This window comes from Pseudomonas sp. 910_23 (assembly GCF_052850795.1).
Genome location: NZ_VXCZ01000011.1, coordinates 91,287 through 111,119, shown reverse-complemented (window position 1 = coordinate 111,119; position 19,833 = coordinate 91,287). Strand labels below are relative to the sequence as shown.

Below are 19,833 nucleotides of genomic sequence, written 5' to 3'. Positions count from 1 at the left end.
ATATGCTGAGCAAAAAGATTCGCAACTTCCTGCTATTCGGGGTCATTGCCGCGTTGTTCCTGGCGGTGGGCTACTGGAATATCAGCCCGGAGCGCTTTCTCGACAAGCCTGTTGCGCAGGTTGACGAAGGCGTTATCGACTATTACGCCACCAACGCCTACAGCATTCAGTTCCTGCCAGACGGCAAGGTGCAGTATGAAATGACGTCGGACAAGGTCGAGCACTTGAAGGCCTCTGAAGTCAGCCTGCTGACCAATCCGGACCTGAACCTGTATCGCGGCACCGAATTCCCGTGGCATGTCACCAGCAAGCGCGGCGAGGTCAACCCGGACGGCACTGAAGTTGAACTGATCGACTCGGTCCGCGTCGCACGTACAGACGCGCAGAATCGCGACACCATTATTACCAGCAGTCGCATGACCGTATTCCCACAGAAGCAATATGCGCAGACCGAGCAAGACGTTAGAATCGACGGCGCTGGCGGTGTATCGACTGGCAAGGGAATGAAAGCGTATTTGAAAGAAAGCAGGATACACCTGCTATCGAACGTAAGAGGACAGTATGAGGCTCGTTAAAACCCTCCCTATTTTGCTCGGTCTGGGCGCAGCACTGGGAAGCGTGAGCGCCTGGGCTCTGCCGAACGATAGCCAGCAACCGATCCACATCTCGGCTGACGATGCGCAGCTCGATGACAAGCAAGGTGTCGCCACCTACACCGGCGGCGTGATCATCACCCAGGGTTCGATGAAGATCACCGGCAATACGGTGACCTTGACGCGTACCCAGGCCGGCGATATCGATGTCGTGACCTCGGTGGGCAACCTGGCTTACTTCGAACAGAAGCAGTCCGCCGCCGATACAGGCCCGATGAAGGGCTATGGCAAGACCATTCAGTATCATGCCCAGCAGAATCGCATCGTCCTGATCGATCAGGCCAAGGTGTTAAGCCCCGACGGCAACTCCACGGAAGGTGAGAAAATCACTTATGACACCGTGAAACAGGTTGCTAACGCCGGCCGCGCCACGGGCAGCAAGCTCAGCACACCTCGCCCACGCATCGACATGGTTATCCAGCCGAAGAAGAAGGCCGAGTAATGGCAACCCTGAAAGCCCAGCATCTGGCCAAGGCCTATAAAAGCCGCCAGGTGGTACGTGATGTCAGCCTGTCGATCGACAGCGGCCAGATCGTCGGTTTGCTCGGCCCCAACGGTGCCGGCAAGACCACCTGCTTCTATATGATCGTCGGGCTGGTCCAGGCGGATCAGGGTCGCGTGTTGATCGACGACCTGGACGTCAGCCACCAGCCCATGCACGGTCGTGCACGCGCCGGTATCGGTTATCTGCCCCAGGAAGCGTCGATCTTCCGCAAACTGTCGGTAGCCGACAACATCATGGCGATCCTCGAGACCCGCAAGGAACTCGACCGCGACGGCCGCCGCAAAGAGCTGGAAAGCCTGTTGCAGGAGTTCCACATCAACCATATTCGCGACAACCTCGGCATGAGCCTGTCCGGTGGTGAGCGCCGCCGCGTGGAAATCGCCCGCGCCCTGGCCACCGCACCGAAGTTCATCCTGCTGGATGAGCCGTTTGCCGGCGTTGACCCGATTTCGGTCGGCGATATCAAGCAGATCATTCACCACCTCAAGGCCAAGGGTATTGGCGTGCTGATCACCGACCACAACGTCCGTGAGACGCTGGATATCTGTGAAACCGCCTATATCGTCAACGATGGTCAGTTGATTGCTGAAGGCGACGCCGAGACCATCCTGGCCAATGAACTGGTCAAGGAAGTTTATCTGGGTCACGAGTTCCGCCTGTAGACGGAGTGGTATCGCGCCTTTCGCCGGAGCGCGCAGGAGTCAATAGAAACCTTGGTTTTTTTATTGTTACCGCGCTCTAGGCAAAGGCCCTGATATCAGGCATATAATTTGCTTATGTTGGCGCTCACGCGCCCTGTCGTGGATGGCGCATTGCGCCGGCGAATAAGGTGTTAAGCCCCTGCCATGAAACCATCGCTAGTCCTGAGAATGGGCCAGCAGCTGACGATGACACCGCAGCTGCAACAGGCCATCCGCCTGCTCCAATTGTCGACCCTGGACCTGCAGCAGGAAATCCAGGAGGCCCTGGAGTCCAATCCGATGCTCGAACGCCAGGAAGAAGGCGACGACTTCGACAATGCCGACCCACTGGCCGACAACATCGAGCAAAAACCCAATCCCGACGTGCAGGAACCCTCCTACCAGGAAACCGCCCCTACGGTGGACAACCTGGAAGAAGGCGAATGGAACGAACGCATTCCCAACGAGCTTCCCGTGGATACCGCATGGGAAGACGTTTACCAGACCAGCGCCAGCAGCCTGCCGAGCAATGATGATGACGAGTGGGACTTCACCACCCGCACCTCGGCTGGCGAGAGCCTGCAGAGCCACTTGCTGTGGCAACTCAACCTGGCGCCGATGTCGGACACTGATCGCCTTATCGCGGTTACGCTCATCGATTGCATCAATAACCAGGGTTATCTGGACGAAACCCTCGACGAGATCCTCGAAGCCTTCGACCCGGAACTGGACATCGAGCTGGACGAAATCGAAGCCGTCCTGCACCGCATCCAGCAATTCGAGCCCGCCGGCATCGGCGCCCGCACGCTCAGCGAGTGCCTGTTGCTGCAACTGCGCCAGTTGCCTGCCAAGACGCCATGGCTCGCCGAGGCCCAGCGTCTGGTCAGCGACTACATCGATCTGCTGGGTAGCCGCGACTACAGCCAGTTGATGCGCCGCATGAAGCTCAAGGAAGACGATTTGCGCCAGGTCATCGAGCTGGTGCAAAGCCTCAACCCGCGCCCCGGTTCGCAGATTGAATCCAGCGAAGCCGAATACGTGGTTCCCGACGTGATCGTGCGCAAGGACAACGAGCGCTGGCTGGTGGAGTTGAACCAGGAATCGGTGCCACGGCTGCGGGTCAACCCGCAATACGCAGGTTTTGTGCGCCGCGCCGATACCAGCGCCGACAATACCTTCATGCGCAACCAGTTGCAGGAAGCGCGGTGGTTCATCAAGAGCCTGCAAAGCCGCAACGAAACCCTGATGAAAGTCGCCACCCAGATCGTCGAGCACCAGCGCGGCTTCCTGGAATACGGCGACGAAGCCATGAAGCCTCTGGTGCTGCACGATATCGCCGAAGCGGTAGGCATGCATGAATCGACAATTTCCCGGGTAACCACGCAAAAGTTCATGCATACCCCGCGTGGTATTTATGAGCTGAAATACTTTTTCTCCAGCCACGTCAGCACCTCCGAAGGCGGCGAATGCTCGTCCACGGCGATCCGCGCGATCATCAAAAAACTGGTTGCCGCGGAAAATCAGAAAAAGCCGTTGAGTGACAGCAAGATCGCTGGTTTACTGGAGGCACAAGGCATTCAGGTCGCCCGTCGAACCGTCGCCAAGTACCGTGAGTCCCTTGGGATCGCGCCTTCCAGCGAGCGTAAGCGTTTGATGTGACGGGCAGGCCATAGCGTTCCAGTGGCAGGCGTTTTGCCTGCCGCTTTATGCACTGGCAACGAAGGAGAAGCTGTATGCAAGTCAACATCAGTGGACACCAGCTGGAAGTCACCAAGCCCCTGCGTGAATACACCGAGAGCAAGCTGAACAAGCTTGCGGGGCATTTTGACAAGATCACCAACGTGCAGGTCATCATGGAGGTCGATAAGCTCAAGCAGAAAATCGAGGCCACCCTGCACGTACCGAATGCCAAGCTCGTCGCCAACGCGGAACACGAAGACATGTACGCGGCGATTGACTCGCTCTACGACAAGCTCGACCGCCAACTCATAAAGCATAAGGAAAAGAATCTGCACCTGATGCAAGGTACAGGTCGTTAACCCTCCCCCATGATCCAACTTCAAACCATCCTGACCCCCGGCCGTTCCCTCGTGAACGTCCCGGGCGGCAGTAAAAAGCGCGCCCTGGAACAAATTGCCAACCTGATCAGCAGCCAAGTGCCTGAGCTGGAGATGCAAGATGTTTTCGAGGCTCTGATTGCCCGTGAAAAACTCGGCTCCACCGGTTTTGGCAACGGCATCGCTATTCCTCACTGCCGTCTCGAAGGCTGCGAGACCCCGGTCAGCGCCTTGCTGCACCTGGAAAAACCCATCGACTTCGACGCCATCGACGGTGCTCCGGTTGACCTGCTGTTCGTGCTACTGGTCCCGAAAGCCGCCACCGATGCGCACCTGGAACTGCTTCGTCAGATAGCCAGTATGCTCGACCGCAAGGAAGTACGTGACAAGTTGCGCAGTGCCAGCAGCAACGAGGCGCTGTATCAGGTCGTCCTGGATGAACAAAACGGGCAGTAATCATGCGTTTGATCATCGTCAGCGGCCGCTCCGGCTCAGGTAAAAGCACCGCCCTCAATGTGCTTGAGGACAACGGTTTCTATTGCATCGACAACCTGCCGGCCGGCCTGCTGCCGGAGTTGGCGGAGCGCGCCCTTATCCACACCGAGCTGGCGCAGCCGCTGGTCGCTGTGTCGATCGACGCCCGCAACCTGCCCAGCCACCTCTCGCGGTTCCCGGAACTGCTCGAAGAAGTGCGCGCCAAGCACATTCATTGCGATGTGCTGTACCTGGATGCCGATGAAGAAACCCTGCTCAAGCGTTTCTCCGAAACCCGTCGACGCCACCCGCTCAGCAGCGCGAACCGCTCCCTGGCCGAAGCCATTGAAGACGAGACCAAACTGCTGGGGCCGATCATTGATCTGGCCGACCTGAAGATCAACACCACCAGCCTGAACCTGTACCAGTTGCGTGACGCGATCAAGTTGCGCCTGCTGAATCAGCCCGAGCCGGGCACAGCGTTCCTGGTCGAGTCGTTTGGCTTCAAGCGTGGCATGCCGGTCGATGCCGACCTGGTGTTCGATGTGCGCTGCCTGCCCAACCCTTACTGGAAGCCGGAATTGCGCGATCAGTCGGGGCTGGATCAGCCCGTCGCCGACTACCTCGCCGCGCAGCCGGATGTGGAAGAGATGTTCCAGGACATCTCCAGCTACCTGCTTAAATGGTTGCCGCGTTTTGCCGCGAGCAATCGGGCGTATGTCACCATTGCCATTGGCTGCACGGGTGGCCATCACCGCTCGGTTTACCTGACTGAGCGGCTGGGCCAGGTGCTGCAACAAACCCTCAAGAATGTCCAGGTTCGCCACCGCGACCTAAGCTGAAAGGAACACCTGCGCGATGCCCGCTCTGGAAATTGAAATCATCAACAAGCTGGGCCTGCACGCCCGGGCGTCGGCAAAGTTCGTCGGCGTGGCCGGAAAGTTTCCCTGCCAGATCCGCGCCGGGCGCACACCGGAGTCCATGGTCGATGGCAAGAGCATCATGGCGATGATGATGCTGGCAGCCGGCAAGGGCACCACGATTCATCTGCACACTGCAGGCGAGCAAGAGCAGGAAGCGATGGCGGCGTTGGTTGAGCTGATCAACAACAAATTCGATGAAGGCGAATAACCGCCGATACGAGAGCTGGCTTCAGCCCAACGCCGTATCCATCACCATCATCAGGCAAAACCCGATACACAACCCCAGGCTGGCGAGCTTTTCGTGACCGTTGCGACGCGATTCGGGGATGACTTCATGGGTCACTACCAACAACATCGCACCGGCGGCCAGCGCCAGCCCCAACGGCAGCAACACCTCAGCCAGGCTCACCAGCCAGGCGCAGAGCACCGCAAATACCGGTTCAACCAATCCTGATGCGGCGCCGATCAGGAACGCCTTGATCCGCGACATCCCCGCCCCAGCCAATACCAGCGCGATCACCAAGCCCTCGGGTACATCCTGTAAGGCAATGCCCATGGCGAGACTGTCAGCATCCGCCATCCCTCCTCCCGCGGAGACGCCCACTGCCATGCCTTCGGGAATGTTGTGCGCAATGATGGCGAATACAAACAGCCAGATGCGCGGCGGGATCACCGGCTTATCCGGCGTCCCCACCAGCATCTCCGGGCTGGCGCCGGAGACCTTGCGATCCACCAGATACAACCCGAATGCGCCCAGCATGATGCCGAAGCTGATCAGCCCACCCGCACCCCACGGCGAAAGGCCCAGGCCTTCAGCCGCGGCGATACCCGGCACGACCAGGGAAAAAGCGGTCGCTGCGAGCATCACACCTGCACCGAAGCCCAGCAAGGTGTCGCTCAACGCTACCGGCATCCGCCGTATCACCAGGACCGGCACCGCGCCCAGCGCCGTGCCGAGCGCGCAAATCGCGCCGCCCTGCAACGCGCGCAGGATACGCGGCTCAAGGTCCAACCAGGCCAGCCCATGGGCCACCAGCAACGCAGTCCCTGCCAATAACAGCAGTGAACCGAACGCATAACGGAACATTCGCACGCTGCTGATCGCCAGTGTTTCAGTGCCCATAGTCGCCCTTAGATCTTGTTTTAGAGTGAATGTCAGGCCAAGGCGGCCTGGTAGCGGGCAGCAACTTCCGGCCAGTTAATTACGCTGTAGAACGCATTGATGTATTCAGGGCGACGGTTCTGGTAACGCAAATAGTAGGCATGTTCCCAGACGTCCAGACCGAGGATTGGCGTGTTGCCGCTCATCAGCGGGCTGTCCTGGTTGCCGCTGCTTTCCACGACCAGCGTGTTTTGCGGGGTGACACTCAACCAGGCCCAGCCACTGCCGAAGCGGGTCAGCGCAGCCTTGGTGAATGCCTCCTTGAAACTGTCAAAACCGCCCAATTGCTCATCGATAGCCTTGCCCAGCGTGCCTTCAGGTTTACCGCCCCCTGTAGGTGACATGACCGCCCAGAACAACGAATGGTTTGCATGGCCGCCTCCTTGATTGACCACGGCAACGCGTAATTTCTCCGGTAATTTCTGCACGCTGGACACCAGCTTCTCCACCGGCCAACCGGCGAATTCCGTGCCCTCCACGGCAGCATTCAGATTATTGATGTAAGTCTGGTGATGCTTGGTGTAGTGAATCTCCATGGTTTGCGCGTCGATATGCGGCTCAAGGGCGTCATAGGCGTAAGGCAGGGCCGGCAGGGTGTAAGTCATATCAATGTGCTCCATAGTGAGACGAGGTCGACTGCGGCGCAGCATCGCCCAGCAACCGGTGGGTGGGGGGGTACTCGCCGTGATCGCTGATGAAATTCAACAGCTCGACGTAGGTCTTGCTGCTCTGGCGCAACGCCGCCTCGCGCAACTGCGGGTTAAGGCGCGGGTCCTGCATGGTCTGCAACAATCGCTGGTGAATGGCGCAGAGGTATTCCGCGCTTTCCTCAGGTTGATTCAGGCGCAAATGCAGGTCCGCCAGGTTGTGATGAGAAATGACGCAGGCCGCCACTGCTTCGTCGGCATCCGCCCAGCGTTCGAACAACACTTGGGCCAGGGCCAGGGCTTGCAGATAGGCCTCGCGAGCATCCACCAGCTCGCCCGCCATAAAGCAGCGATTGGCCCGTTCGATCGTACGTTTCCAGTGCTCCATGGTGAGCCTCCAAAGCAGGGTGGTTAATTACACGCCGCCAGCCGTGAGCTTTTCCGGGTCCAGCAGGACTTCCAGTTGGCTGCGCGGCAGGTCGGTGTGCTCAAGGGCGACATCGATGACCGGGCGGCCTTGCTGGTAAGCCTTCTTGGCAATTTCAGCGGCCTTCTGGTAACCAATGATCGGGTTAAGGGCGGTGACCAGGATCGGGTTGCGCGACAGTGCTTCTTTGAGCTTGGCTTCGTTGACCTTGAAGCTGGCAATGGCCTTGTCCGCCAGCAAACGACTGGAGTTGGCCAGCAACTCAAGGCTGCTGAGCAGGTTCTGGGCGATGATCGGCAACATCACGTTCAGCTCGAAGTTGCCCGATTGACCCGCAACTGTGATGACGGTGTCATTGCCGATGACCTGCGCGGCGACCATCGCCGTGGCTTCCGGGATCACAGGGTTGACTTTGCCGGGCATGATCGACGAGCCCGGCTGCAAGCCCTCCAGCTCAATTTCACCGAGGCCGGCCAAGGGGCCGGAGTTCATCCAGCGCAGGTCGTTGGCAATCTTCATCAGCGATACAGCCGTGGCCTTCAACTGGCCGGAAACTGCGACGGCAGTGTCCTGGGAGCCAATCAATGCAAAAAGGTCCTTGCCGGGCGTGAACTTCACCCCGGTCAACTGGCTCAGTTGCTGGCTGAAACGCCCGGCAAATTCAGGATGCGCGTTGATCCCGGTGCCCACCGCTGTGCCGCCCTGGGCCAGTGCCTGCAAGGCCGGAAGCAGGTCCTGCAAGTGCCCGATATTGGCCTTGAGCTGCTGCGCCCAGCCATGGAGCACCTGGCTCATGCGCACCGGCATGGCGTCCATCAAGTGGGTACGACCGGTCTTGATGAACGGATGCACCTCTTCGGCCTTCTGCTCGATCACCTGCACCAGGTGCAGCAGGGCTGGCAGCGTTTGCTCATGCAGTACCAAGGCGGCGCTGACGTGAATGGTGGTGGGGATAATGTCGTTGCTGCTTTGGCCGCAGTTGACGTGATCGTTAGGGTTGACCACCTCGCCAAGCAAACGACTGGCAAGGGTCGCAATCACTTCATTGGCGTTCATGTTGGAGCTGGTGCCGGAACCGGTCTGGAAGATATCCACCGGGAAGTGCTGCATGTAGTCACCTTCGAGCAAGCCTTGGGCGGCGTCGACAATGGCCTTGCCCTGCCCTTCGCTGATCTGCTTGAGGTCGACGTTGACCTTGGCCGCGGCTGTCTTGGCCAGAATCAGGGCGCGGATGAATTGCGCGGGCATACGCTGTTGGCTGATCGGGAAGTTGTTCACCGCTCGCTGGGTTTGCGCGCCATACAACGCGTCTTGCGGCACATGCAGTTCGCCCATGCTGTCGCGTTCGATACGGGTGTTACTCATCATTAGATCCTTGCACCAAGTCAGAAACGGAAATCGAAGGCAGTAATTCGCAGGTCGCCAACTGCCAGGCAAAGGCCTGCCAGCGCTTGAGGCGACAGGCACACTGGGAGAGTTTTTCCAGGTCGCGCAGCGGGCGCCACGCTTGGTCCAGGCACATCGAACGCCAATGCCAGGGCAGCGCGATATCGCTGGCGGTGTCGACCAGCAGGCGGAATGAAGTTTCGGCGATCGTCCACGGATGGGTCGCGGTGCAACAGGCCAGGTATCGACCTTCATTAAGGTAATGTTCGATCAGGCGAGGTTCATTGGGATCGAGGCCACAGCGAATCTGGCGGCTCATCCAGCGCCAGCTTTCCAGATACGGATCCTCATGCAGGACAGAACTCATGATCCACACTCATTCGGTAATGATATTTATTATTAAATGATATTGAGAATCAAAACAAGAGCGCCCGATTAATACCTCTGTGACATGGGCAATAAAAAAGGCGCGCCATCCTTGGGATGGCGCGCCTTTTCTCGAGTGCGGGAGAAGTTAGCTACCGGCGACCGTCATTCGCTCGATCAGCACAGACCCCGTGCGGATATTGCTGCGCAACTCCAGATCATTACCCACAGCGACAATCTGCTTGAACATATCGCGCATGTTGCCGGCGATCGTCACTTCCTGGACGGCGAATTGAATTTCGCCATTTTCCACCCAGAAACCTGCCGCGCCCCGTGAGTAATCACCGGTGACCATATTCAGACCCTGGCCCATCAACTCAGTCACCAGCAAGCCACGCCCCATGCGTCGCAGCAATGCAGCCTGGTCTTCGTCGCCATGGGTCACGAACAGGTTATGCACGCCACCGGAGTTGGCGGTACTCGGCAGGCCAAGCTTGCGACCGGCATAGGTACCCAACACATAGGAGACCAGCTCACCATTTTCGACAAACGGCTTGGCATAGGTCGCCAGGCCATCACCGTCGAACGACGAACTGCCCATCGCACGCATCAAATGCGGGCGCTCATCGATGGTCAACCACTCAGGAAACAGCTTTTGGCCGATTGCGCCTTCAAGGAATGACGATTTTCGATAGAGGTTGCCACCGGAAATCGCCCCCAGGAAGCTACCGAACAAACCACCGGCCAGTTCCGCAGAAAACAGCACCGGCACTTCGCACGTCGGCACCGGGCGCGCGCCCAGGCGACTGGCGGCACGCTGTGCAGCCCGTTGGCCAATGCTGACGGGGTCTGCCAACAAATCACCCTGGCGGTTCACGTCGTACCAGTAGTCACGCTGCATCTGGCCGTTGGCTTCGGCGATCATCACGCAACTGAGGCTGTGACGTGTGGACGCATAACCGCCGATAAAACCATGGCTGTTGCCGTACACACGGCAGCCCTGGTGAGTGCTCAGCGTGGTGCCATCAGCATTCTTGATCCGAGGGTCGGTATCGAAAGCCGCCGCTTCGCAGATCAGCGCTTGTTCAATGGCTTGCTCCGGGGTGATGTCCCAGGCGTGGAACAGGTCGAAATCCTGCACATCCCTGGCCATCAGCGCCTTGTCGGCCAGCCCCGAGCTTTCATCCTCGGAGGTGTGCTTGGCAATCGCCAACGCAGCGGCGACGGTCTCGCGAATCGCTTCCGGGCCGCTGGCCGAGGTGCTGGCCGAGCCTTTGCGCTGGCCTGCGTACAAGGTGATGCCGAACCCCTGGTCGCGGTTGAACTCGACCGTTTCCACTTCCCGCTGGCGCACCGAAGTCGACAGCCCCTGCTCCAGCGACACCGCCACTTCACAGGCGCTGGCCCCCTGGCGCTTGGCCTCGGCGAGGATCTGCTCGACTTGTTCCTGCAGTGCCGGTAACGCTTGCGGACCGACGCTTTGGGCTGCACTCATGGTTTTCTCCACTCAAATTCTGCTTTCGGTTAAGGCCATCGAGCGACCGGGCCGGACAAGCGGCCCCCGACTGGTTATCATGGCGGCGTTTCTTTGCGGACTGCCACCATGGTTGATTCTTACGACGACTCCCTCGATGGGGAGAAAAGCAAAACCCAGGTCAAACGCGAGCTGCATGCTCTGGTTGACCTCGGCGAGCGCCTTACAACGCTCAAAAAAGATTTGATTGCCAAACTGCCATTGACCGACGAAATGCGCCGGGCCCTGGCTGATGCGCCCAAGCACACCGCGAATATCGCGCGCAAACGGCACATCTCGTTTATCGGCAAACTGATGCGCGATCAGGACATTGACGCCATTCTGACCTTGCTTGATCAAACCGATGCCTCCACTCGCCAGTACAACGAACGCTTCCATAACCTGGAACGTTGGCGTGACCGCCTGATCGCGGGCGATGACGCCGTGCTGGAGAAATTCGTGATGGACTACCCGGATGCGGACCGCCAGCAATTGCGCTCCCTGATCCGTCAGGCCCAGCACGAGCAGGCGCACAACAAAGCGCCGGCCACCAGCCGTAAAATCTTCAAGTACATCCGTGAGCTGGACGAGACTCAACGCGGCCTGCGCTGATCCTCTTCCACGGGTGGCGGCCTTCGCCACCCGAAGCTCCGTCCTTACGACCCCGTGCCACCCACGGTGATCGCATCAATTTTCAGGGTTGGCTGCCCCACGCCTACCGGCACTGACTGCCCATCCTTCCCGCATGTGCCCACGCCGCTGTCCAGCGACAGGTCGTTACCGACCATCGACACCTTGCTCATGGCCTCCGGCCCGTTACCAATCAAGGTGGCCCCTTTGACCGGCGCGGTAATCTTGCCGTCTTCGATCAGGTACGCCTCGCTGGTGGAGAACACGAACTTGCCGCTGGTGATGTCGACCTGGCCACCGCCCAGATTGGCGCAATAGATGCCGCGTTTCACCGACGCGATGATTTCCGCCGGATCGCTTTCGCCACCGAGCATGTAGGTGTTGGTCATGCGTGGCATCGGCAGGTGCGCGTAGGATTCACGCCGGCCATTACCGGTGCGTGCCACCCCCATCAGACGGGCGTTGAGCTTGTCTTGCATATAGCCCTTGAGCACGCCATTTTCGATCAGGGTGGTGCATTCGGTCGGCGTGCCCTCGTCATCGACGCTCAGCGAACCACGGCGCCCGGCCAGCGTGCCGTCGTCCACGATGGTGCACAGCTTGGACGCAACCATCTCGCCCATTCGCCCGCTGTAGGCCGAACTGCCCTTGCGGTTGAAGTCCCCTTCCAGCCCATGACCGACCGCTTCGTGCAACAGCACCCCGGACCAACCCGAGCCCAGCACCACCGGCAAGGTACCCGCCGGTGCAGGGATGGCTTCGAGGTTGACCAGCGCCTGGCGCAGCGCTTCACGGGCATAACCCATGGCACGGTCATCGGTGAGGAAATAGCGGTAGTCGGTACGCCCGCCGCCGCCATGGCCACCGCGTTCGCGGCGACCGTTCTGCTCGACGATCACACTCACGTTGAAACGCACCAGCGGCCGCACATCCGCCGCCAGGCCACCATCGGTGGAGGCAACGAGGATGCGCTCCCACACACCGGCCATGCTTACGGTAACCTGCTGGATACGGGGATCCAAGGCACGAGTAGCGGCGTCGATACGTTTTAGCAGCTCGACTTTTTCCGCACGGCTGATCACTTCCAGGGGGTTATCCGGCGCATACAACTGAGCCACGTCCTGGGTGCTGAACGCCTGCACCGTGCCATTTTGTCCAGCGCGGGAGATCGAGCGCGCAGCACGTGCTGCCAGGCCCAGCGCCTCCAGGGTGATCGCATTGCTGTAGGCAAAACCCGTTTTTTCACCAGACTGGGCACGCACGCCCACTCCCTGGTCGAGGTTGAAACTGCCTTCCTTGACGATGCCGTCTTCCAGGGCCCAGGACTCGGAAATCTGCCCCTGGAAATACAGGTCAGCCGCGTCAATGCCTGGCCCGGCGAGATCGCCCAGCACGGTTTGCAAACTTTCGATGGTCACGCCACCGGGTGCCAGGAGGTGTTCACTGACTGAGGACAACAACTCGCTCATAGGTTTGGCCTTAAATTCATCGTTCTGAAGCAGGCCGCTGCGCGCCCTGCGAGAAAAAGCGCCGGTGGTTCGCCACCGGCATGCGCGTCCGTATCGACGCTTGTTCACCGCTATCGCGTTCGGCCAGTAGCACCGCTTCGCCTTGATCCTGTTGCGCCAGCACCCGCCCCCAAGGGTCGATGATTGCCGCGTGGCCAAAGGTTTCCCGTGGGCCTGGGTGCACACCGCCTTGAGCCGCTGCCAGCAGGTAGCACTGGGTTTCAATGGCCCGCGCCCGAATCAGCACATCCCAATGGGCGGCCCCAGTCACCGCCGTAAAGGCCGAGGGCGCGGTAATCAATTCAGCCCCCGCAGCGCGTAATTCGCTGTACAGCTCGGGAAAGCGCAAGTCATAGCACACCGTCAGCCCCACGCGGCCCACTGGCGTATCCGCCACCACTACATTGCTTCCAAAAGCATAGTCGTCGGATTCGCGGTAGCGACCGCGAGCATCCGCTACGTCCACATCAAACAAGTGGAGCTTGTCATAGCGAGCGACGATTTCACCCTGATCATTGATCAGCAGCGAGCAAGCGTTGGCCTTGGCGTGGGGTTGTTCCCTGGGCGGCAGCGGCAACGTGCCGGCCACTATCCATAAGGTGAGGTCGCGGGCGGCCTGTTTCAACCATGGCAGGATCGGGCCTTCACCGAATGCTTCGGCGCGGCCAATGTCGGCCACGTCACGGCGTCCCATGGCGGCGAAGTTCTCCGGCAAAACCGCGAGTTTCGCGCCGTTTGCCGCCGCCTGCTCCAGCAGGCGGCGTGCCTGGGCGAGGTTGGCCAGCACGTCGCTCTGGCTGACCATTTGGATTACTGCAAAGGACATGGGCCGACACTCCAGACAGGGCATGGGGCCATGCTACTCCACAGGCTCTCAGTTTGGCTTTTCAAATGGCTTGTCGAAGGTGATTTTCGGATCCTTCCAAGGGCCTTGCACCTTGTACTGCACACTGGCAAAGCGCGAAACCCGATCACCGATCAGCTTGTCGATCAGGAACAACGCACCACCAATGGCAGGCGCACCGACAATCAGCGCCGCGATGGGCAGGTTGTTGGTCACCGGCAACGTGACCAGCAGCTTGGCGTCGACGCGATCGGCGACCAGATCCAGGGTGCCGTTAAGCTCAAGATTGGTCGAGGGCCCGGTCATGGTGATGGGCTCACGGGTCACGAACACACCATTACTGGCAGCCAGCAAGCCCTTGACTCGGTCATAGCTCAAGCCTTTACCAAACAGGTCGGAAAAGTCCAAACGCAAACGCCGGCCAATGGAGTTGAAGTTAAGCAGGCCAAACACCCGCAATGCCTGGGCGCCCCCTTCCACTTCAACGAACTGACCTTTACGGAATGCGGCATCCAGGCTGCCGGAAAAGCGCTTGGGCCCAACCCAGGCCGGCGAGCCCGGCCAACGGCCATCCACGTCCAGATGGAAATCCTCACTGGTCACCGTAGGCGCAAAACCCCAGCCCTTGAGCACATCGGCGATATTTCTGCCATCGAGGCGGCCCTTGTACCAACTGCTGCTGGCGCCCGGCGCGCCCTCCCAGCCACCGGCGCCCTTGAGCAGCATCCCCTTGAGGCCCAGGTCCAGGTTATTGAAGGCCAGGCCCTTGGCGGTCGGACGAATCCGCAGCGACCATGCCCCTATCAGATCGGGGCCCTGGAACAGCTGGTCAATGGCGATGTCCAGTGCCGGGATGCTTTTGGGGTCGATATCGGCCAGCGGGTCCGGTGCGTTTTCGTCGGCCTGCGCTGTCGGGTCCACTGCGGGCAATTTGACGTACTTGAGGTTGATCGCAATCGGCGCACCCTTGGCATCGGGCAGGTTCACCGTGCCCTTGGCTTGCTGGCTGTCGAGTTGCAGGCCCCAGGCAGCCGGCTTGCGATCAAGCTGCAACTTGACCTGGTCAAACTGGGTACCAAATCCGGTCAGCTTGCCTACCCTGAAGTCGGCGCCACTGAGCAGTTGCTTGGCATTGCCACCTGGGTCGTTACCCGCGTAGCGGTCCACGAGCTTTTTCCAGGGATCGATATCCAGTTCCGACAGCACGCCACGAATGCGCAAGCCCTTGGCCCCGGGCAACAGCGCGTCACCGTCACCCAGGAACAATTCGCCACGGCCGTTATTGAAGTTGTCCGGCGGTGCCGCAAAGGTGAAATTCGCCAGCTCGCCGTAATCAAACCAGTAACGTCGCTCAGCGCCCTGCAACGTCATGCGAAAGGTGCTGTCACGTCCCTGGCTGGCCGGCATGCCGAACGGCGCCGGTAGATCCACCGCAACACCCTTGAGGTTGGAGTTGACCATCAACTGACTGTCCGCACCGTCCAGAATAACCTGCAACTGGTAAGGAATATCGCCGGATACCGGCAACGGCTGACTGACGTTCAGCCAATCCGTCAGGCGCTTGACCGCCACCTGGCCCTTGGCAGTCACGCGAGTACTGATATTGCCCGGCTTGCCCTCGGCGAAGATCTGCGCAGTGACAGGTTGCTCGAATGCCTGGGCCGAGATGTTCTGACCGCTCAGGCCCTTGGCGCTATCGAAGCGAAAATCACCCTTGAGCTGGGTGAGGTCCAAGGGCGGTTCAGCCAATTGCAGGCGTGCCTTGTCGGTCTTGAAGTCCACCACGATCTTGGGCTCGGTGCCCTTGGCCAGGGGAACGTCAAGGTCCAGGCTACCTTGCAGGTCACCCTCGCCTTTCCAGCCGGCGAACGTGGACGCGGTACCGATGGGCGCTTCCTGAAGAATTTTCAGACCATCACCCAAGCCACCGGAAAACCCGCCGGTGAGCAACAGATGACTGTCCTTGCCGGCCGGTGCGTGAGGAATATTGACGTACACATCCTTGACCCGGGTGTCGAGCAACTGCCCCTTGCTCGCCAGGATGCGCACGCCGCTTTCCTCGACGAACACTTCACCATTAACCTTGTTCACATGGGGCCAACCCGGCTGGAAGGCCAGTTCGGCGTCATGCACCTTGAAGAACAGGCTGATATTGCGCGACGCCGGCAGGGCGTTGTGGCTCAGCGACCCCTGGTACTGGAAAAAGCCTTCATCCACTGCCCCTTTGAGAATCGCGGTACGCAGCCACTCATCCAGCGCCGGGCTCAACACGGCCGGCAAGTATTTGGGGGTAAAACGGCCATCGCCATCGACCATGCCGACCCGCAGGTCCATGTAGTCTTCCTGGCTATGATCGAAATGCAGGCGAATCAGAAAGTCCGCCGCGACCTTGCCCTCTTCGCCCAGCACCTTGATGTACGGAGCGATCAGGGTGAAACCCTGTTTGTCGAGTTTCCAGGTCAGGCGTGCATTGGCCTGGATGTACTGCCAGGGCTTGGCGAAGATGGGGAACAGATGCAGGGAAAAATCCTTGCTGTCCATGCGCAGTTCGCCATGGCCCAGGTCGCCACTGATGCTGCCGGACACATTACGCGCGGCCGGCGCACCGAAATACGCGTCGAAACCGACACGCTCAAGGTTCGCGGCAAAGCTGACTTTCTGGTCGGTGGCGTCCTGAGGGCGGAAATCCACCAGCACATTACGCAACAGGCCAGTGGCCTTGAGATGCTCGACGGTCTTGGCGAAACCTTCAGGCAACGGCGCCAAGGCATTGAGCAGCGGCGTGATCGGCGTCAGGTCAAGACGATCGGCCTGCAACTTCCACACTTCCTGTTCTTTATCGGTCGCCAGGTTTTGCTGCAATTGAATGCGCGACTCCCAGCGGGTGTCGCCAATGTTCATTGCCAGCGAATCGAACAGCACTTCAAGGCCACTATCACTGCGTTGCAGGTAGGCCGTCAGCGCCAGATTCTCCAGATGCACGGGCTTGCGGTCGGCGTAGCTGCCCTTCACTTGCGGCGAGTTGAGGCGAACAGCAGCGCTTTGCACGGTGCCTTTGGCCCAACTGAGCCAAAACTCACCGCCGGCTTTGAACTGCGTGAGTTTCCATTGCTGGGTTAGCCGGGCGGGAATCCATTTGGCCCAGTCGCTTTGCGGCAGGCTCAGGTAGGCGTCGATCTCTGCGTCCTTCCACTGGCTGGCGCGAATACGGCTACGCAGGCTGACAGCAAGCGGCTGGCCATCAGGCAAGGTCAGCCGTGCATCCAGACGCTGATGGCTCATGCCGGTATGCAGGCTCAGGCCTACATAGGTCACGGTCACCGGCGCCTGATCGAAGGGCTGCAAGGTAACCTGACTGTCCAGCACCGACACGCGCTTGACCATTTGCATGCGCGTCAGCAACTGTTGCGGGTCCAGCGGCTGGTCGTCCTGAACCGGCAAGCCTTGCAGCGTCCAGCGGCCGTCCTTGTCTTCCTTGACGCTCAATTGCAGGCCGCTGACTTGAAGGTGGGCGATGCGCACTTCACGGGCCAACAGGCTGGCCCACATATCCGGTACCACTTCCACCTGGTCCAGGCGCAAGGCACTGCTGCCCTCGCCGACCATCACATCGTGAGCCAGCAATACCGGGGCAAACCCGCTCCAGCGGCCTTCAAGGCTGCCGATATGCAGCGGTGTATCCACTGCAGCCTGGGCCTTGGCTTCGATTTCGGCGCGATATTCGGCGACCAATGGGGTCAATTCACGCCCCAGGCTTACGTACACCGCCGCCAATACCAGCAGCAACGCACACAGGCCCAAGCCCCAGCGGGTCAAAGCGGCAAAAAAGCGTATCAGACGCTCCATGTCAGGCGACCCTCAAAAAACAGTTGGCGGACGGCAGATCAAGGTCCGCCGGTCTCGAATAAGGCAAGCAATTGGGGATCAGAGCAGCACCACGTCGTATTGTTCCTGGGAATACATGGTTTCGACCTGGAAGCGAATCGTGCGACCGATAAAGCTCTCCAGCTCCGCGACGTTCCCCGACTCTTCGTCCAGCAGGCGATCGACCACTTTCTGGTTGGCAAGCACTCTATAACCCTCGGCCTGATAGGCACGTGCCTCACGCAGGATTTCGCGGAAAATTTCGTAGCAAACGGTTTCCGGGGTTTTCAATTTACCCCGCCCCTGGCAACTGCTGCACGGCTCGCACAGAACCTGCTCAAGGCTTTCGCGGGTGCGCTTGCGGGTCATCTGCACCAGGCCCAGCTCGGTGATGCCGATGATGTTGGTCTTGGCGTGATCGCGCTCCAGCTGCTTTTCGAGGGTGCGCAATACCTGGCGCTGGTGCTCCTCATCTTCCATGTCGATGAAGTCGATGATGATGATGCCACCGAGGTTGCGCAGGCGCAGTTGGCGAGCGATCGCCGTGGCGGCTTCCAGGTTGGTCTTGAAGATGGTCTCTTCGAGGTTGCGATGGCCCACGAATGCGCCAGTGTTAACGTCAATGGTGGTCATGGCTTCGGCCGGGTCCACCACCAGGTAGCCGCCGGATTTGAGCGGCACCTTGCGCTCCAGGGCTTTCTGGATTTCGTCTTCAACGCCATACAGGTCGAAGATCGGCCGCTCGCCGGGGTAGTGCTCCAGGCGGTCGGCAATTTCCGGCATCAGCTCGGCAACAAATTGCGTGGTGCGCTGGAAGGTTTCCCGCGAGTCGATACGGATTTTCTCAATTTTCGGGCTGACCAGGTCACGCAGCGTACGCAGCGCCAGGCCCAGGTCTTCATAGATGACGCTGGGCGCGCCAATGGTCTTGATCTGTGCGTCGATCTGATCCCACAACCGCCGCAGGTAGCGGATATCCATAAGGATCTCATCAGCGCCGGCGCCTTCGGCGGCGGTACGCAGGATAAACCCGCCCGCTTCCTTGATGCCCTCGGCAGCCACGCAGTCGCTGACCACCTTTTTCAGGCGCTCGCGCTCGGCTTCGTCTTCGATCTTCAGGGAAATGCCGACATGGGCAGTGCGCGGCATGTACACCAGGTAGCGCGAGGGAATCGACAACTGGGTGGTCAAGCGTGCGCCCTTGGAGCCGATAGGGTCCTTGGTGACTTGCACCACCAGACTCTGCCCTTCATGCACCAGGGCGCTGATGCTTTCCACCGCAGGGCCTTCGCGCAAGGAAATTTCCGAAGCGTGGATAAACGCAGCACGGTCCAGGCCGATATCGACAAATGCTGCCTGCATACCTGGCAGTACGCGCACCACCTTGCCTTTGTAGATATTGCCGACGATCCCACGCTTCTGGGTACGCTCGACATGCACTTCTTGCAGAACACCGTTCTCTACCACCGCCACGCGCGATTCCATCGGCGTGATATTGATCAGAATCTCTTCACTCATGGCTGGGTCTCGTTCAGGCGTTTTCACAATAGTGACCGATCGCTCAAGGCTTGGCGCTGGAATACGGCGTTCAGCGCACGGTAAGGTTTTGCCAACAGGGTATGCCGAATTGGGCGAGCAGTTGCGCGGTTTCGCACACGGGCAGGCCAACCACCGCAGAATAACTGCCATTGAGGCCGGCAACGAACACCGAACCCAGGCCTTGGATAGCATAGCCGCCGGCCTTGTCCTGGGGTTCGCCACTGTGCCAGTAGGTTGTAGCCTCTTCGACAGAAACCTGGCGAAAACGTACAAGACTGCTTACATATCGAGTTTCGCAGCGCTGGCCGTCGGTGAGGGCAATCGCGGTGAGCACTTCATGCTCGCGGCCCGAAAGGGCCATCAGCATCGCCAGCGCGTCGGCCTGGTCCACGGGTTTGCCCAGGATCTGGCCGTCAATAATCACCGCCGTATCGGCGCCCAATACGCAGGCGCCCGAGGTTTGGCCAAGCGCAACAAAACCCGCCGTTGCCTTGCCGCGTGCAAGACGCTCGACATAGGCAACGGCAGGTTCATGGGTAAGCGGTGTTTCATCAATCGCGGCGCTGACTACGGTGAAAGGCACACCGATCTGGGTCAAGAGCTCACGTCGCCGCGGGGAGCCCGAGGCCAGATAAAGCGAAATCATTGCAGCCTC

Annotated in this window: 20 protein-coding genes; 9 read left to right on the top strand and 11 right to left on the bottom strand. The window is 59.8% G+C overall.

The window, feature by feature from the left end; translation table 11 throughout:
- Positions 1–2: 2 nt before the first annotated feature.
- From lptC to FW800_RS15330, 8 genes are all read left to right on the top strand, one after another.
- Positions 3–575 (top strand): LPS export ABC transporter periplasmic protein LptC, encoded by a 573-nt coding sequence (gene lptC / locus FW800_RS15365; RefSeq protein ID WP_057701586.1) that lies wholly within the window; start codon positions 3–5, stop codon positions 573–575.
- Positions 562–1,095 carry a lipopolysaccharide transport periplasmic protein LptA gene (gene lptA, locus FW800_RS15360; RefSeq protein WP_446437914.1) on the top strand — a complete coding sequence of 178 codons (534 nt, stop codon included), beginning with the start codon at positions 562–564 and terminating at the stop codon, positions 1,093–1,095. Before lptC ends, lptA begins: the two co-directional genes overlap by 14 nt.
- Positions 1,095–1,820, top strand: coding sequence for an LPS export ABC transporter ATP-binding protein (gene lptB, locus FW800_RS15355; protein ID WP_005784841.1), 726 nt, complete (start codon positions 1,095–1,097; stop codon positions 1,818–1,820). Before lptA ends, lptB begins: the two co-directional genes overlap by 1 nt.
- Positions 1,821–2,003: 183 nt before the next feature.
- The gene (locus tag FW800_RS15350; RefSeq protein WP_005784839.1) at positions 2,004–3,497 is read left to right on the top strand and encodes an RNA polymerase factor sigma-54; all 1,494 of its coding nucleotides are present in this window, start codon (positions 2,004–2,006) and stop codon (positions 3,495–3,497) included.
- Between the two features lie 74 nt (positions 3,498–3,571).
- The gene (gene hpf / locus FW800_RS15345) at positions 3,572–3,877 is read left to right on the top strand and encodes a ribosome hibernation-promoting factor, HPF/YfiA family (protein ID WP_003171804.1); all 306 of its coding nucleotides are present in this window, start codon (positions 3,572–3,574) and stop codon (positions 3,875–3,877) included.
- Positions 3,878–3,886: 9 nt separating this feature from the next.
- On the top strand, positions 3,887–4,351 hold the full coding sequence (gene ptsN, locus FW800_RS15340) for a PTS IIA-like nitrogen regulatory protein PtsN (RefSeq protein WP_446437913.1): 465 nt from the start codon (positions 3,887–3,889) through the stop codon (positions 4,349–4,351).
- A gap of 2 nt (positions 4,352–4,353) precedes the next feature.
- Positions 4,354–5,211 carry an RNase adapter RapZ gene (rapZ, locus tag FW800_RS15335; RefSeq protein WP_005784834.1) on the top strand — a complete coding sequence of 286 codons (858 nt, stop codon included), beginning with the start codon at positions 4,354–4,356 and terminating at the stop codon, positions 5,209–5,211.
- A 16-nt stretch (positions 5,212–5,227) separates the two neighbouring features.
- The gene (locus FW800_RS15330; protein ID WP_032877786.1) at positions 5,228–5,500 is read left to right on the top strand and encodes an HPr family phosphocarrier protein; all 273 of its coding nucleotides are present in this window, start codon (positions 5,228–5,230) and stop codon (positions 5,498–5,500) included.
- Between the two features lie 21 nt (positions 5,501–5,521).
- On the opposite strand, the gene FW800_RS15325 is transcribed toward FW800_RS15330, so the two are convergent.
- The 6 genes from FW800_RS15325 to pmbA form a co-directional block, all read right to left on the bottom strand.
- Complete coding sequence (locus tag FW800_RS15325; RefSeq protein WP_005784830.1) at positions 5,522–6,415, bottom strand: ZIP family metal transporter; 894 nt, start codon at positions 6,413–6,415, stop codon at positions 5,522–5,524.
- Between the two features lie 32 nt (positions 6,416–6,447).
- The gene (locus tag FW800_RS15320; RefSeq protein ID WP_032877788.1) at positions 6,448–7,059 is read right to left on the bottom strand and encodes a superoxide dismutase; all 612 of its coding nucleotides are present in this window, start codon (positions 7,057–7,059) and stop codon (positions 6,448–6,450) included.
- A gap of 1 nt (position 7,060) precedes the next feature.
- The gene (locus FW800_RS15315) at positions 7,061–7,489 is read right to left on the bottom strand and encodes a hypothetical protein (RefSeq protein ID WP_446437912.1); all 429 of its coding nucleotides are present in this window, start codon (positions 7,487–7,489) and stop codon (positions 7,061–7,063) included.
- Between the two features lie 27 nt (positions 7,490–7,516).
- Positions 7,517–8,893 (bottom strand): class II fumarate hydratase, encoded by a 1,377-nt coding sequence (locus FW800_RS15310; protein WP_446437911.1) that lies wholly within the window; start codon positions 8,891–8,893, stop codon positions 7,517–7,519.
- Positions 8,886–9,281, bottom strand: a complete 396-nt coding sequence (locus FW800_RS15305; RefSeq protein ID WP_446437910.1) for a FagA protein — start codon at positions 9,279–9,281, stop codon at positions 8,886–8,888. The genes FW800_RS15310 and FW800_RS15305 overlap by 8 nt, the downstream gene beginning before the upstream one ends.
- A 147-nt stretch (positions 9,282–9,428) precedes the next feature.
- The gene (pmbA, locus tag FW800_RS15300) at positions 9,429–10,775 is read right to left on the bottom strand and encodes a metalloprotease PmbA (protein ID WP_005784818.1); all 1,347 of its coding nucleotides are present in this window, start codon (positions 10,773–10,775) and stop codon (positions 9,429–9,431) included.
- 108 nt (positions 10,776–10,883) lie between these two features.
- Between pmbA and yjgA the strand changes: the two genes are divergently transcribed.
- Entirely contained in the window at positions 10,884–11,405 is a 522-nt protein-coding gene (yjgA, locus tag FW800_RS15295) for a ribosome biogenesis factor YjgA (protein ID WP_005784816.1), read from the top strand.
- A gap of 44 nt (positions 11,406–11,449) precedes the next feature.
- Here the strand turns inward: yjgA and tldD are convergent, their stop codons facing one another.
- The 5 genes from tldD to FW800_RS15270 all read right to left on the bottom strand — a co-directional run bounded on the left by tldD (position 11,450) and on the right by FW800_RS15270 (position 19,824).
- Positions 11,450–12,892 (bottom strand): metalloprotease TldD, encoded by a 1,443-nt coding sequence (tldD, locus tag FW800_RS15290; RefSeq protein ID WP_012722229.1) that lies wholly within the window; start codon positions 12,890–12,892, stop codon positions 11,450–11,452.
- Positions 12,893–12,908: 16 nt separating this feature from the next.
- The gene (locus FW800_RS15285) at positions 12,909–13,757 is read right to left on the bottom strand and encodes a carbon-nitrogen hydrolase family protein (protein ID WP_248134839.1); all 849 of its coding nucleotides are present in this window, start codon (positions 13,755–13,757) and stop codon (positions 12,909–12,911) included.
- A 48-nt stretch (positions 13,758–13,805) separates the two neighbouring features.
- On the bottom strand, positions 13,806–17,621 hold the full coding sequence (locus FW800_RS15280) for a YhdP family protein (protein ID WP_446437909.1): 3,816 nt from the start codon (positions 17,619–17,621) through the stop codon (positions 13,806–13,808).
- 78 nt (positions 17,622–17,699) lie between these two features.
- On the bottom strand, positions 17,700–19,157 hold the full coding sequence (gene rng, locus FW800_RS15275; RefSeq protein WP_003188562.1) for a ribonuclease G: 1,458 nt from the start codon (positions 19,155–19,157) through the stop codon (positions 17,700–17,702).
- 70 nt (positions 19,158–19,227) lie between these two features.
- The gene (locus FW800_RS15270; protein ID WP_446437908.1) at positions 19,228–19,824 is read right to left on the bottom strand and encodes a Maf family protein; all 597 of its coding nucleotides are present in this window, start codon (positions 19,822–19,824) and stop codon (positions 19,228–19,230) included.
- Positions 19,825–19,833: the final 9 nt, after the last annotated feature.

Coding starts and splice junctions, on each gene's coding strand:
- lptC (WP_057701586.1), top strand. CDS start 3: ATGCTGAGCAAAAAGATTCGCAACTTCCTGCTATTCGGGGTCATTGCC.
- lptA (WP_446437914.1), top strand. CDS start 562: ATGAGGCTCGTTAAAACCCTCCCTATTTTGCTCGGTCTGGGCGCAGCA.
- lptB (WP_005784841.1), top strand. CDS start 1,095: ATGGCAACCCTGAAAGCCCAGCATCTGGCCAAGGCCTATAAAAGCCGC.
- FW800_RS15350 (WP_005784839.1), top strand. CDS start 2,004: ATGAAACCATCGCTAGTCCTGAGAATGGGCCAGCAGCTGACGATGACA.
- hpf (WP_003171804.1), top strand. CDS start 3,572: ATGCAAGTCAACATCAGTGGACACCAGCTGGAAGTCACCAAGCCCCTG.
- ptsN (WP_446437913.1), top strand. CDS start 3,887: ATGATCCAACTTCAAACCATCCTGACCCCCGGCCGTTCCCTCGTGAAC.
- rapZ (WP_005784834.1), top strand. CDS start 4,354: ATGCGTTTGATCATCGTCAGCGGCCGCTCCGGCTCAGGTAAAAGCACC.
- FW800_RS15330 (WP_032877786.1), top strand. CDS start 5,228: ATGCCCGCTCTGGAAATTGAAATCATCAACAAGCTGGGCCTGCACGCC.
- FW800_RS15325 (WP_005784830.1), bottom strand. CDS start 6,415: ATGGGCACTGAAACACTGGCGATCAGCAGCGTGCGAATGTTCCGTTAT.
- FW800_RS15320 (WP_032877788.1), bottom strand. CDS start 7,059: ATGACTTACACCCTGCCGGCCCTGCCTTACGCCTATGACGCCCTTGAG.
- FW800_RS15315 (WP_446437912.1), bottom strand. CDS start 7,489: ATGGAGCACTGGAAACGTACGATCGAACGGGCCAATCGCTGCTTTATG.
- FW800_RS15310 (WP_446437911.1), bottom strand. CDS start 8,893: ATGAGTAACACCCGTATCGAACGCGACAGCATGGGCGAACTGCATGTG.
- FW800_RS15305 (WP_446437910.1), bottom strand. CDS start 9,281: ATGAGTTCTGTCCTGCATGAGGATCCGTATCTGGAAAGCTGGCGCTGG.
- pmbA (WP_005784818.1), bottom strand. CDS start 10,775: ATGAGTGCAGCCCAAAGCGTCGGTCCGCAAGCGTTACCGGCACTGCAG.
- yjgA (WP_005784816.1), top strand. CDS start 10,884: ATGGTTGATTCTTACGACGACTCCCTCGATGGGGAGAAAAGCAAAACC.
- tldD (WP_012722229.1), bottom strand. CDS start 12,892: ATGAGCGAGTTGTTGTCCTCAGTCAGTGAACACCTCCTGGCACCCGGT.
- FW800_RS15285 (WP_248134839.1), bottom strand. CDS start 13,757: ATGTCCTTTGCAGTAATCCAAATGGTCAGCCAGAGCGACGTGCTGGCC.
- FW800_RS15280 (WP_446437909.1), bottom strand. CDS start 17,621: ATGGAGCGTCTGATACGCTTTTTTGCCGCTTTGACCCGCTGGGGCTTG.
- rng (WP_003188562.1), bottom strand. CDS start 19,157: ATGAGTGAAGAGATTCTGATCAATATCACGCCGATGGAATCGCGCGTG.
- FW800_RS15270 (WP_446437908.1), bottom strand. CDS start 19,824: ATGATTTCGCTTTATCTGGCCTCGGGCTCCCCGCGGCGACGTGAGCTC.